The sequence below is a fragment of the Actinoplanes sp. NPDC026623 genome (assembly GCF_040638275.1).
GTDB lineage: Bacteria > Actinomycetota > Actinomycetes > Mycobacteriales > Micromonosporaceae > Actinoplanes.
In genome coordinates, this window is record NZ_JBEZXZ010000010.1 from 1 (window position 1) to 12,032 (window position 12,032).

12 protein-coding genes are annotated in these 12,032 nt (G+C 70.7%); 7 read left to right on the plus strand and 5 right to left on the minus strand.

The window, feature by feature from the left end:
• The first annotated feature begins 297 nt into the window (after positions 1–297).
• Complete coding sequence (locus AB0F10_RS04830; RefSeq protein ID WP_360620551.1) at positions 298–540, plus strand: phosphoribosyltransferase family protein; 243 nt, start codon at positions 298–300, stop codon at positions 538–540.
• Positions 541–785: 245 nt separating this feature from the next.
• On the plus strand, positions 786–1,406 hold the full coding sequence (raiA, locus tag AB0F10_RS04835; RefSeq protein WP_360620469.1) for a ribosome hibernation-promoting factor, HPF/YfiA family: 621 nt from the start codon (positions 786–788) through the stop codon (positions 1,404–1,406).
• A 44-nt stretch (positions 1,407–1,450) separates the two neighbouring features.
• Here raiA and AB0F10_RS04840 read toward each other — a convergent pair whose 3' ends face one another.
• Complete coding sequence (locus AB0F10_RS04840; protein WP_360620470.1) at positions 1,451–2,584, minus strand: GNAT family N-acetyltransferase; 1,134 nt, start codon at positions 2,582–2,584, stop codon at positions 1,451–1,453.
• Positions 2,585–2,884: 300 nt separating this feature from the next.
• On the opposite strand from AB0F10_RS04840, the gene secA reads away from it, so the two are divergent.
• Positions 2,885–5,779 (plus strand): preprotein translocase subunit SecA, encoded by a 2,895-nt coding sequence (gene secA, locus AB0F10_RS04845; RefSeq protein ID WP_360620471.1) that lies wholly within the window; start codon positions 2,885–2,887, stop codon positions 5,777–5,779.
• 111 nt (positions 5,780–5,890) lie between these two features.
• Here secA and AB0F10_RS04850 read toward each other — a convergent pair whose 3' ends face one another.
• The 3 genes from AB0F10_RS04850 to AB0F10_RS04860 form a co-directional block, all read right to left on the minus strand.
• The gene (locus AB0F10_RS04850) at positions 5,891–6,472 is read right to left on the minus strand and encodes an Rv3235 family protein (protein ID WP_360620472.1); all 582 of its coding nucleotides are present in this window, start codon (positions 6,470–6,472) and stop codon (positions 5,891–5,893) included.
• Positions 6,473–6,580: 108 nt separating this feature from the next.
• Positions 6,581–6,793 (minus strand): helix-turn-helix domain-containing protein, encoded by a 213-nt coding sequence (locus AB0F10_RS04855; RefSeq protein WP_360620552.1) that lies wholly within the window; start codon positions 6,791–6,793, stop codon positions 6,581–6,583.
• Positions 6,794–6,819: 26 nt separating this feature from the next.
• A complete protein-coding gene (locus AB0F10_RS04860; RefSeq protein ID WP_360620473.1) occupies positions 6,820–7,326 on the minus strand; it encodes an Lrp/AsnC family transcriptional regulator in 507 nt (168 codons plus the stop codon).
• Between the two features lie 93 nt (positions 7,327–7,419).
• Here AB0F10_RS04860 and AB0F10_RS04865 point away from each other — a divergent pair, with 93 nt between their 5' ends.
• Both AB0F10_RS04865 and AB0F10_RS04870 read left to right on the plus strand, forming a co-directional pair.
• On the plus strand, positions 7,420–7,842 hold the full coding sequence (locus AB0F10_RS04865; RefSeq protein WP_360620474.1) for a rhodanese-like domain-containing protein: 423 nt from the start codon (positions 7,420–7,422) through the stop codon (positions 7,840–7,842).
• Positions 7,843–7,979: 137 nt separating this feature from the next.
• On the plus strand, positions 7,980–8,441 hold the full coding sequence (locus AB0F10_RS04870) for a DUF6912 family protein (RefSeq protein WP_360620553.1): 462 nt from the start codon (positions 7,980–7,982) through the stop codon (positions 8,439–8,441).
• 5 nt (positions 8,442–8,446) lie between these two features.
• On the opposite strand, the gene AB0F10_RS04875 is transcribed toward AB0F10_RS04870, so the two are convergent.
• Positions 8,447–9,415: a hypothetical protein gene (locus AB0F10_RS04875; protein WP_360620475.1), complete on the minus strand. Its 969-nt coding sequence runs from the start codon at positions 9,413–9,415 to the stop codon at positions 8,447–8,449.
• Between the two features lie 127 nt (positions 9,416–9,542).
• Here AB0F10_RS04875 and pruA point away from each other — a divergent pair, with 127 nt between their 5' ends.
• Positions 9,543–11,171, plus strand: a complete 1,629-nt coding sequence (pruA, locus tag AB0F10_RS04880) for an L-glutamate gamma-semialdehyde dehydrogenase (RefSeq protein WP_360620476.1) — start codon at positions 9,543–9,545, stop codon at positions 11,169–11,171.
• Positions 11,172–11,448: 277 nt separating this feature from the next.
• A complete protein-coding gene (locus tag AB0F10_RS04885) occupies positions 11,449–11,964 on the plus strand; it encodes a PadR family transcriptional regulator (RefSeq protein ID WP_360620477.1) in 516 nt (171 codons plus the stop codon).
• The last annotated feature ends 68 nt before the right edge of the window (positions 11,965–12,032 follow it).

Here is a 12,032-nt window from a genome sequence, read left to right on the forward strand (position 1 = left end):
TTGCTCGCCTGGATCATGGTGATCAGCGGCGCGGCCGCGACGACCAGCAGCGTCGCTGTGCCCAGCATCACCACGGCGAAGGTGAGCAGCCGCTGCGGCGATCACATGGCGCGGCTGGCCGCACACGCCGTGCGACGGCTGCGGTCGGCGGGCTGGAACGCTGGTGTCGGCCGGCCGCTGCGGGCGCTGCCGCGACCGGACTCTGCGTCACTGGATGTAGCGGCCCGCGCTGCCGCGGCTGAGAGTTCGCTGCGAATCAGGGGTACATGGATCCGCGTTTTGCGACGCCGACCGACGATGAGAGGCACCCTGATAGTGGTTGACGACATCGTCACGACCGGGGCCACTCTGGCAGCGGTCACGAGTCGTCTCCGGGAGGCGGATATGCAGGTCACAGGCGCTGCGGTGCTGGCGGCTACGAGACTGCGCGGCGGCCGGATGCCGGCCGGGGCGCGGGCTGCGGCCGGGGCGCCGCCAGGGCCGAAAGTCCCTGGGTCCGTTCCCCGAACGAGGGGTGACGGGCGGGCCTCGGCAGGTTAGCGTCTTGGTGACGAGGGTAAGCGTCCGCACTTACCCGCCACCGGAGCGAAACCGGCGTTCCCTTGCAAAAGGGTTCGGCCCGCCGCACCGGAAAGGAGTGTCCTCGTAAAGCCGATTCGGTCTGATGCGTGGTTCGCTCCATGATCCGGGCATCGCCGAAACCAGCACACCGCGTCGTAGTACGGCGCCCCCGGCACCCCGTCGTCAGGGCGCCCGCATGAACGAAACGTTGGGGGAGGTCACGAGTGGACATTGTCGTCAAGGGCCGCAACGTAGAGGTTCCCGACCACTACCGGGAACATGTCGCCGACAAGCTGGCAAAGGTCGAACGCTACGACCAGAAGCTGATCAGAGTCGACGTGGAGCTCTTCCACGAACGCAATCCCCGGCAGTCCGACAACTGCCAGCGCGTCGAGATCACCGTGGTGACACGTGGACCGGTGATCCGCGCGGAGGCCACCGCCAAGGACTTCTACGCGGCGCTGGACGTCGCCATCAACAAGCTTGACGGGCGTCTGCGCCGTGCGGCCGATCGCCGCCGCGTACACCGTGGACGGCACGCGCCGGTATCCGTTGCGGCCGCCACCGCCGGACTCCCCACCGACCTGCCGAGCCTGACGCCCGGGGCGGGGGAGTCGTCCGTGGCGACCGACCTGATGGAACACGACGACGGCCAGCCCTGGCGCATCGTGCGGGAGAAGGAACACACCGCCGACCCGATGACCGTCGACGACGCCCTCTTCCAGATGGAGCTCGTCGGCCACGATTTCTACCTGTTCCACGACAAGGAGAGCGGCCGGCCCAGCGTCGTCTATCGGCGTCGCGGGTACGACTACGGCATTCTCAGCCTCGAAAGCGCGGGATAGCTGAGAAGAAGCCCTCTCCGGCTGGCGTGCGGCAACCCCGCGCGTCAGCCGTCGAGGCGCGCACCGTCCCGCAGCAGGTCCTCCGCCACCAGCGCGAACTGCACGTCGTCGCTGCGCCGGCCATCGTTGCCCGGCAGCCGCGACCGTAGGTAGGCCTCGCGCTTGAAGCCCGCCTTCTCCAGCACCCGCTGCGAGCCCAGGTTGGTGGGCAGCGCGCCCGCGATCAGCCGCGCGATGCCCGTCTCGGCGAACGCCCACAGGGAGACGAGCTGAGCCGCCCTGGTGGGATAACCACGCCGGCGCCAGGCCGGCATCATGCTGTAGCCGATCATCGCCTGCCCGGTGCCGGGCTCCTGGTAGTACAGCCCGATCTCGCCGGCCGGGGTGCCGGTGGCGGCGTCGACGATGATCAGGTCGGCGCGGTCGCCGGCCAGCCAGTGCGACTGTGCCCAGGCGCAGCGCTGCTCGATCTTCTCGCGGCTGGGCGCCACCGGCGGCACGGTCGTCGCCACGACGTCCTCCAGGCTGTGTATCTCGGCGTAGAACTCCACGTCGCCGGGGGACAGCGGCCGCAGCGTCACCACGCCGTCGGTCAGCTCGCCGCCGGGCAGGTCGGGCAGCAGCCGCGCGCCGGGTCCGGGCTCGTCGCCGGCCAGCCGGGCGTAGGCGAGCAGGTCGTCACGCCCGCCGCCGCGGTTGGGCAGCACGCCGCGGCGTACCCCCTCGAGCCGGAAGCCGTTGGCGAGCGCGACCCGCTGGCTGAGCGCGTTCTCCCGGTGGGTGAGCAGCTCGATGCGCTCCATGCCGGTGTGCAGGGCGTGCGCGGTCAGCGCCCGCACGGCCGCGGTCGCGACGCCGCGCCCGCGCGCCCAGGGTCCGACCCAGTAGCCGAGCTCGGCCTGGCCCCGGTTCGGCACCACCTTGTCCAGGCCGACGCTGCCGAGCAGCCGGTCGGTGACCGGGTCGGCGATCGCGTAGAGCCCGCCGCCGTGCTCGAACATGCCGGGCGCGACGTCGCTGACGTAGGCCTCGGCCTGCGCGCGGGTGAACGGCACCGGCAGCGGCGGCAGGAAGCGCTGCACCGCGGCGTCGCCGTAGCCGGCCAGCAGGTCGTCGACGTCGCGCTGCTCCAGGCCGCGCAGGCGTACGCCCTCGCCTTGGATAGTGGGAACGATCATGTCGACTCACCCTTCACCAGCGAACCGACCAAGCAGTCCCGCCGTACTCCGTAGATCTTCAGAGTCTGCCTGAGCGGCCCTCCGCGATGAAGCCTGCCTTCCCGGCGGCCCTTCCGGCCGCAATCGTGCCCCGACACGCCCCGGCCCGGCAAAAGGTTGCAGCGGCGCCGATGATGCGCTCTCAGCGAACTTCTTGCCCATTTTGGGCTACTTTGCGAGCTTGAGGGGAGGCTCGGGTCACGGGCCCCCAGACAAGACGCCTACGATGGTTCGGCAGACCGTCTAGGGGAGCGTTGACCCGTGTCGATTTTGGAAAAATTCCTGCGCGCCGGCGAAGGCCGCATGGTGCGACGGCTCAAGGCGATCGCTAACGCGGTCAACTCGATCGAGGACGACTACACCGACCTCAGTGATGACGAGTTGCGGGACTGGACCGAGCAGTTCAAGGAGCGCTACGCCGACGGCGAATCGCTCGACTCGCTCATGGTCGAGGCGTTCGCGGTGGCCCGCGAGGGTGCCCGGCGGGTGCTCGGCCAGCGGGCTTACGACGTCCAGCTGATGGGTGGCGCCGCCCTGCACTTCGGCAATATCCCCGAGATGAAGACCGGTGAGGGCAAGACCCTGACCGGCGTGTTCCCCGCCTACCTCAACGCACTGAGCGGCGACGGCGTGCACATCATCACGGTCAACGACTACCTCGCTCAGCGCGACGCCGAGTGGGTCGGCCGGGTGCACGTCTTCCTCGGCCTGAGCGTCGGCGTGATCCTGCCGAACCGGCCGGCCGCCGAGCACCGCGCGGCGTACGAGTGCGATATCACCTATGGCACCAACAACGAGTTCGGCTTCGACTACCTGCGCGACAACATGGCGTGGTCGGCGGGCGAGCTCGTGCAGCGCGGCCACAACTTCGCCATCGTCGACGAGGTCGACTCGATCCTCATCGACGAGGCGCGGACCCCGCTGATCATCTCCGGGCCGGGCGAGCACTCCGCCCGCTGGTACGGCGAGTTCGCCGCCCTGGTCGGCCGCCTGCAGAAGGGCACGGACGGCGAGGGCGACTACGAGGTCGACCAGGCCAAGCGCACGATCGCGATCACCGAGCGCGGCGTCTCCCGGGTCGAGGACCGGCTCGGCATCGACAACCTCTACGAGTCGGTGAACACCCCGCTGGTGGGCTACCTGAACAACGCCATCAAGGCCAAGGAGCTCTACCGCAAGGACAAGGACTACATCGTCGACGAGAACGGCGAGGTCCTGATCGTCGACGAGTTCACCGGCCGCATCCTGCACGGCCGCCGCTACAACGAGGGCATGCACCAGGCCATCGAGGCGAAGGAGGGCGTGGAGGTCAAGCAGGAGAACCAGACCCTGGCGACCGTCACGCTGCAGAACTACTTCCGGCTCTACAGCAAGCTCGGCGGCATGACCGGTACGGCGCAGACCGAGGCCGGCGAGTTCAACCAGGTCTACAAGGTCGGCGTCGTCTCCATCCCGACGCACCGCCCGATGATCCGCATCGATCACCCGGACGTCATCTACAAGACCGAGAAGGCCAAGTTCAACGCGGTCATCGAGGACATCGCCGAGCGGCACGCGACGGGCCAGCCGGTCCTCGTCGGCACGGTCTCGGTGGAGAATTCCGAGATCCTCTCGACGCTGCTGCGCAAGCGCGGCATCCCGCACAGCGTGCTGAACGCGAAGTTCCACGCCCAGGAGGCGACGATCATCGCCCAGGCGGGCCGCAAGGGCGGGGTCACGGTCGCCACCAACATGGCGGGCCGCGGCACCGACATCCTGCTCGGCGGCAACCCCGAGTTCCTCGCGGCGAGCGATCTGCGCCAGCGCGGCATCGACCCGGTCGAGGACCCGGAGGAGTACGCGAAGGTCCTCGAGGAGATCCTTCCTTCCTGGAAGGAGGCCTGCGAGACCGAGGCCGCCGAGGTCATCGCGGCGGGCGGGCTCTACGTGCTCGGCACCGAGCGGCACGACTCCCGGCGCATCGACAACCAGCTTCGCGGCCGCTCCGGCCGGCAGGGCGACCCGGGCGAGTCCCGGTTCTACCTCTCGCTGCAGGACGACCTGATGAAGCGGTTCCGCGCCGCCGCGGTCGAGGCGGTCATGGACCGCTTCAACATCCCGGAGGACGTGCCCATCGAGTCGAAGATGGTCACCCGGCAGATCCGCAGCGCGCAGACCCAGATCGAGGGCCAGAACGCGGAGATCCGCAAGAACGTCCTCAAGTACGACGAGGTGCTGAACAAGCAGCGCATGGTCATCTACGCCGAGCGCAAGCGGGTGCTCGACGGCGAGGACATGCACGACCAGGCCCAGCACATGATCAATGATGTGATCGCCGACTACGTCACGGCGGCGACCTCCGAGGGCTACGCCGAGGAGTGGGACCTGGACCAGCTCTGGGTCAGCCTCAAGCGGCTCTACCCGGTCGGCGTCACCGTCGAGGAGCTCGTCGAGGAGTCCGGCGGCGAGCGCAACAGCCTCGATCAGGAGTTCGTGATCGAGGAGATGAAGAAGGACGCGCAGGCGGCGTACGCGGCCCGCGAGGAGGAGCTGGGCGAGGACGCGGTTCGCGAGCTCGAGCGGCAGGTGCTGCTCGCGGTGATCGACCGCAAGTGGCGCGAGCACCTCTACGAGATGGACTACCTGCAGGAAGGCATCAGCCTGCGGGCGTACGCCCAGCGCGACCCGGTGGTCGAGTACCAGCGCGAGGGCTTCGACATGTTCAACCAGATGATGGAGGGCATCAAGGAGGAGGCCGTCGGCTTCCTCTTCAACCTCGAGGTTCAGGTCGAGGAGGCCCCCACCGTCACGGTCGACCCGTCGCAGGCGGTTCCGCTGCCGGGTTCGGAGTCCGAGTCGGAGTCCCGGGTCGAGGTGCGCGCCAAGGGGCTGGGCGGCAACCGCCGGCCGCAGGCGCTGCAGTACACCGCGCCCACGATCGACGGCGCGGCGGGCGCCGGCGCCCCGCAGGTCCAGCAGGAGCAGCAGGCTCCGGCGCTCGGCCTCGGCGGGTCGCCGATCGTGCCGGCCGGGCCCGCGCACAGCTCCGCCAACCGGGCCTCGCGGATGCCCTCGGGCCAGGCCGACGCGGGCAATGGCCCCTCCCGCAACGCGCCCTGCTACTGCGGCTCGGGCAAGAAGTACAAGCGCTGCCACGGTGCCCCCGGCGGCGCCTGATCTCCAGCATTACCGGCCCGCAGGCGTGTTGCCTGCGGGCCGTTCTGCGTTCCGGGGTGGATCCCGGGGCGGCCGCCGCCTGCGGTGCTCGGCGGACGCCCCGGGTGCCTCTCAGATCAGGCGGAGGGTCGTCGCCATCCAGGACGCCTCGTGCAGCTCGAGGCGCAGGGCCATGGCCCAGGCCCGGTCGCCGATCATCAGGACCACCGCGGCCTCCACGGCGCCCGCGCGGGGCTCGCAGAGCCGCAGCCGCAGGACGGCGACCGGGGCGGGGCGGCGCGGGCACCGCCGATCGGAGGACGCCCGCCTGACCCGGGCCACCCGCTGCGCGCCGGACAGGCCCTCCGCCACCACCGCGGCGGCCTCGCGGGGCTGGGCGAGCCGGCGGAGGTGCGCCGGCGGGCGGTAGCCGTTGAGGACCTCGACGCAGAGCTTGACGAAGCGGCGGACCGCCAGCTTGGCGTCGGCCGAGACGCCGGACACGACGGTGCGTATCGGCGGGGGCGGCGCCTCGGTCACCGCGGCCGGGCGCGCGTCGCCCGCGATCAGGTGGGCCCAGTCGAGGGCCAGCTGGTCCGGCGAGGTCCAGCTGTCGGGGTCTCGCTCGTCGTCGAAGAGCGGCTCGCGGCGGGGCGCCGGGCGGAGCCTGATCGCCGGTCTAGGACCTTGCCTCGTCACCTCGACCATCGACATGCGCCCGCCAATCCTTGCGTTTGCCTTCGTTTGCCTGTGATAGCGAGTTTGACGCGGCGGGTCGAGACGCGTCAATGCCAGGTTCGAGGGCTGTGGAAAACGGCGGGGTCAGTCGGAGTCGCGCTCGATCAGCGGGTTGCTCTCGACCCAGGAGGCGGTTTCGGCGTATTTCTGCTCGATGTACTGTTCGAGCTTGGCGCGCTCCACCCGCCACTGGCCGCGCCCGCCGATCTTGATCGCGGGAAGCTCGCCGCTGCGGACCATGTGGTAGACCTGCGAGTCCGAGACGTTCAGCTCGGCCGCCACGTCGGACAGCAGCATGAACCTGGACTCCACGGGTGATCTCCCTAATCCTGCGTTGACCGTAGTTTGCCACCGTTTGCCTGCGACGGTTGTCCTTGCTCGCCCGGCGACAGCGCGCGGCCGGCCAGCGGGCTCGAGTAGACGACGCTCGTCGTCACCGCGCCCAGCCCCGAGATGCGGCCCGTGACCTCCTCGAGGTGGCGCATCGAGCGGGTCAGCACCTTCAGAACGAAGCAGTCCTCGCCCGTCACGTGGTGCGCCTCGATGATCTCCGGGGTGCTCTCCAGGAGGGCGTGGAACGGCCGGTAGTTGCCGGTCGGGTAGCGCAGCCGGACGAAGGCCATCACCCCCAGGCCGACGCGCTCCGGGTCCACCGCGGCGCGGTAGCCGGCGATGACCCCGGCCTCCTCGAGGCGGCGGATCCGCTCGGCCACCGCGCTCGGCGACATCGCCACGACCCGGGCGAGGTCCGCGTACGAGGCCCGGCCGTCGCGCTGAAGCTCCTCGAGCAGTCGCCAGTCGGTGCGGTCGAGTGTGGGATCCACGGACATGGCGCGAAACTACCGTTGATTCGAGCGCCTCGGCAATCCATCGCCGTTGACGGGCCGTGCCCCGGGCGGCGCGGCGCCCATAGCGTTTGGGCCATGAAGATGACCTCCGAGCGGGCCGCCGAGATCTTCACCGAGCGGCTCGCCACCCAGACCGACGTGGCGGACGTGCGCGCCGCGACGGCGACCGCGGCGCCCGGTTTCGTCCTCGTCGACTGCCGGTCGGCCGCCGCGTGGGAGCAGGGCCACATCCCCGGCGCGGTGCATCTGCCGCACGCCGACGTCGCCGCGCGGGCCGGCGAGGTGCTCGACCCGGCGGTCCCGGTGGTGACGTACTGCTGGGGACCCGGGTGCAACGGGGCGACCCGGGCCGCGCTCGCGCTCTCGCTGCGGGGCTACCAGGTCCGGGAGATGATCGGCGGCGTCGAGTACTGGATCCGCGAGGGTTTCCCGCTGCGGACGCCGTCCGGCGACGTGGCGCGGGAGGCCGACCCGCTGGTGGCCGCCTGCGGATGCTGAAAACACCGAAAGGGGCACGACCCGGCAAACGTGCCTCCGGTAGCCTCCCCGGCGGTGTACTACGGGGACGGGCGACCGCAGGGGGAAGAGTGCCGATCACCGATCTGGTCCGGGTCTATGTGCCGGCCACCGTGCCGATGCTGGCCGAGATGCGGGTTTCCGGGCAGCTGGGCGCGGGGCCGACGGTGGCGCACGCGGTCACCCCGGCGCTGCGCGAGTGGTATGCGGAGGGCGACGAGGAGGAGCTCGAGTACGTGGCGTTCACCCGCGCCGCCCAGGCCGCCCTGCAGCTGCTGCGCCACGATTCCGGTGCGCCGCGCCGCCGGGTGGTCGTCTCCGCCGACGTCGTCTCGTCCGCGCTGGTGCGTGAGGACGTCGAGCTGGGGTCCAGCACGGTCCGGCTGCCGCAGGCGATCTCGCTGAAGGAGATCGCGTCGATCCACGTGGACGGCGCCGGCGCCGCGGAGGAGATCGGCGCGGCCGCCGACGTGGTCGAGGAGGCGCTGGCCGGCGATCCCGACGCCCAGTTCACCGTGGACGGGGCCGAGGACCACGAGCTCGAGTGGTACGCCGTGAGCGAGCTCGACGAGCTGCTCTGACGCGGTCATCCCTGGGGGTCGTCGTCCCCGGAGGCCGCCGCGTCGTCCGCCGGCGCGGCGGTGCCCATGGTCCGGCCCACCGCGATGATCGCCGTGAACGCGCCGACGAAGGTGACGATCAGGACGCTGTTGAGGCGCGAGCCGTTCAGCATCTGCTGCACGGTCAGCTCCAGCTCGCTGACCTTGCCGGCCAGCTCGAGCACGCGCGACCCGGCGGTGCGGGTGAGCGCCTCGCAGATCATCAGCAGCAGGCCGGGGCCCGCGCCGGCGAGCGCGTACAGCGGCCAGCCGACGTCGGTGCCGGTGCGGCGCCGGGCGTGCCGCAGCGCGCGATAGGCCACCAGGGCGCCCGCCAGGCCGGCGAGGACGGACTGGACGAACGTGAACCAGCCGGCGGCGCCGGCCTGTGACTCGACGGTGTCTCCGGAGCCCAGCGCCGGCAGCACCCAGTCCTGCTGGGAGCTGAGCACGACGCCGACCACGAAGACGGTCACCGCGCCCCAGCACGCCGCCGCGGTCACCCGGGGGTAGCGCAGGCAGGCCAGCGCCCCGCCGATCGTCGCCGCGGCCGCCACGGTGCCGCCGACCACCGAATACAGCCAGCCGGCGGTGTTGATCGTGATGATCGAGACGGCGCCCAGCGCGCCGACGCAGAGCCCGGTGCCGATCGCGACGGCGAAGCGGACCGTGACGCTGCCGCCGCGGCCCGAGCGGGTCAGGAAGGCGAGGACGGCGAGCGCGACCGCCGCGCCCGCGACGAGGCTCGCGGAGACCGCGCCGGGCAGCGCGTACGCGGTGGAGGTCACCTCCATCTCGGCGGCCGTGCGGCCGGTGATGGTGGCCCGGGCGGACCACAGCATCGTGGCCATCCAGACGGCGCAGACCGCCGCGAGCAGCACGCCGTTCGAGGACGCCCGTTCCGCGCCCTCCTGGGCGCTCCCGGCCGTCTTGACCTCGCTGTCCGCCTCACTCATGGGCCTCAGGGTACGCGGCCCGTGGTGCGCCCTGAGGCCCCGGCCAGGGCCAACGCTGCGTGCGAGGATGGAGCACGACACACGATGTCGACACCCAGCGAGAACCCACAAGGTCGAGGAGTACGTGATGGACGCCCTGCTTGCCGTGCCGGATCCGAGGAACGAGCCGGTTCGCAGTTATGCACCCGGCAGCCCCGAGCGGGCCTCGCTGCGGGCACGACTGGACGCGATGGCCGGCGAGCGGCTGGACCTGACGATGACGATCGACGGCGCCCGCCGGATGGGCGGCGGCGACCGGATCGACGTCGTCCAGCCGCACAAGCACAGCCACGTGCTCGGTGTCACCGGCAACGCCACCCAGGCGGACGCCGCCGCGGCCGTGGCGGCCGCCAAGCGCGCGGCGCCGGGCTGGCGCGCCCTGCCGTTCAGCGAGCGCGCCGCGGTCTTCCTGCGCGCCGCCGAGCTGCTGGCCGGCGGCTGGCGCGACACGCTCAACGCCGCGACGATCCTGGGCCAGTCCAAGTCCGTGCAGCAGGCGGAGATCGACGCGGCCTGCGAGCTGATCGACTTCCTGCGCTTCAACGTCGCGTTCGGCGAGCGGATCCTCGGCGAGCAGCCGCAGTCCTCGCCCGGCGTCTGGAACCGCTTCGACCACCGCCCGCTCGAGGGCTTCGTCTACGCGATCAGCCCGTTCAACTTCACCGCGATCGCGGGCAACCTGCCGTCGGCGCCCGCGCTGATGGGCAACACGGTGGTCTGGAAGCCGTCGCCGACCCAGCAGTTGTCGGCGCACTTCACCATGCGGCTGTTCGAGGCGGCCGGCCTGCCGCCCGGCGTCATCAACATGGTCACCGGCGACGGGCTCGCGGTCTCCGACGTGGTGCTGGCCGACCCGGACCTGGCCGGCATCCACTTCACCGGCTCGACGGCCACCTTCCGGCACCTGTGGCGCGAGGTCGGCTCGAACATCGACCGCTACAAGACGTACCCGCGGCTGGTCGGTGAGACCGGCGGCAAGGACTTCGTCTTCGCGCACGCCAGCGCCGACGTGGACATGCTGCACACCGCGCTGATCCGGGGCGCGTACGAGTACCAGGGCCAGAAGTGCTCCGCCGCCTCGCGGGCCTATGTGCCCCGATCCATCTGGGAGGGCGGCCTGCGCGACCGGCTGGCGGCCTCCGTCGCGTCCATCCGGTACGGCGACGTCACCGACCTGTCCACCTTCGGCGGAGCGGTGATCGACGGCAGGGCGTTCGCCAAGCACGCCGCCGCGCTCGACCGGATCAAGAACAGCGCCTCCTGCACCGTGCTGGCGGGCGGCTCGGCCGACGACAGCGAGGGCTTCTTCGTCGCGCCGACGCTTGTGGAGTCGGCCGACCCGGCGCACGAGGTGTTCACGACGGAGTACTTCGGGCCGATCCTCGGCGTGCACGTCTACGCCGACGACGCCTTCGAGGCGGCGGTGGCCCAGGCCGAGTCCGTCTCCCCGTACGCGCTGACGGGCGCGGTCTTCGCCACCGACCGCACCGTTGTCGACTGGGCGGCCGGCGCGCTGCGCAACGCGGCGGGCAACTTCTACATCAACGACAAGCCGACCGGGGCGGTCGTCGGGCAGCAGCCCTTCGGTGGAGCGCGGGGCAGCGGCACGAACGACAAGGCCGGCTCGGTGCTGAACCTGCACCGCTGGGTCTCGCCCCGGACGATCAAGGAAACTTTCGAGGCGCCGACCGGCTGGCAATATCCTCATATGGGTTGATTGTCGCCTTTAGGGGCCGCTGCGTGTTCTTCACGCGGCGGCCCGGCGCATTCCGGGCCGCGATCTGGGGCTTATGTGGTGGTTATCGCCCTGCAGCGCCGTCTGACCGTTTTCATGAACCATTGTACCGCGCGAGAGTTCTCCCCAACGGAAAAACGTCCGGTCCCGACCCTCGTGGTCGGACTGTCTGTGCGGGACAGTCGCTTGTGGAGACGCAAATTGGACGGATCGGGCGAAATCCTGGACGCCGGGACGACAAAGTGGCAGCTTAGAAGGCATGCCCGACTCTCAAATCAATCCCACGGCTGCCGCCCTTCTGGGCCTGCTCCACGAGGGCCCGATGACCGGTGGACAGCTCATGGCGGCTGCCGAACGCCGCCTCGGGCCGTACTGGTCGATGACGCGGAGCCAGGTCTACCGCGAATTGCCGGTGCTCGCCGAGATGGGCTTCGTCCGCCTCGGCAAGCCGGGACCACGTTCCAGTCAGCCCTATGCAATCACCGCCTCCGGCAAGCGCGCGTTCAGCCGGTGGCTCGCCGAGGCACCGGGCCGCGACGCGATCCGCAATCCGATCGCACTGCGGGTCGCCTTCGGTCAGCAGCATTCCGGCAACCAGCTCAAGACGCTCTACACGGGCGCCAACGAGTATCACTCCGAGGCTCTCGCGATGGCGCGGGAGCAGGCCAAGGAGGCCAAGAAGGCGGGCGACGCATACGGTGCGGCCGCCCTCGAGTTCGCGGTCGCGTACCACAAGGCGGCCCTGAGCTGGCTCAAGGTTGCTCCCGCGGAGTAACCACCGATTCACGAACTACCGGCCGCCCCGCCCGGCCCGCCGCCCCGCGGCGGGTTGATGGAAATGGG

Excerpts from the sequence above, each read along its gene's own strand:
- AB0F10_RS04830 (WP_360620551.1), top strand. The coding sequence starts at position 298 with ATGAGAGGCACCCTGATAGTGGTTGACGACATCGTCACGACCGGGGCC.
- AB0F10_RS04840 (WP_360620470.1), bottom strand. The coding sequence starts at position 2,584 with ATGATCGTTCCCACTATCCAAGGCGAGGGCGTACGCCTGCGCGGCCTG.
- AB0F10_RS04850 (WP_360620472.1), bottom strand. The coding sequence starts at position 6,472 with ATGTCGATGGTCGAGGTGACGAGGCAAGGTCCTAGACCGGCGATCAGG.
- AB0F10_RS04855 (WP_360620552.1), bottom strand. The coding sequence starts at position 6,793 with ATGCTGCTGTCCGACGTGGCGGCCGAGCTGAACGTCTCGGACTCGCAG.
- AB0F10_RS04860 (WP_360620473.1), bottom strand. The coding sequence starts at position 7,326 with ATGTCCGTGGATCCCACACTCGACCGCACCGACTGGCGACTGCTCGAG.
- AB0F10_RS04865 (WP_360620474.1), top strand. The coding sequence starts at position 7,420 with ATGAAGATGACCTCCGAGCGGGCCGCCGAGATCTTCACCGAGCGGCTC.
- AB0F10_RS04870 (WP_360620553.1), top strand. The coding sequence starts at position 7,980 with ATGCTGGCCGAGATGCGGGTTTCCGGGCAGCTGGGCGCGGGGCCGACG.
- AB0F10_RS04875 (WP_360620475.1), bottom strand. The coding sequence starts at position 9,415 with ATGAGTGAGGCGGACAGCGAGGTCAAGACGGCCGGGAGCGCCCAGGAG.
- pruA (WP_360620476.1), top strand. The coding sequence starts at position 9,543 with ATGGACGCCCTGCTTGCCGTGCCGGATCCGAGGAACGAGCCGGTTCGC.
- AB0F10_RS04885 (WP_360620477.1), top strand. The coding sequence starts at position 11,449 with ATGCCCGACTCTCAAATCAATCCCACGGCTGCCGCCCTTCTGGGCCTG.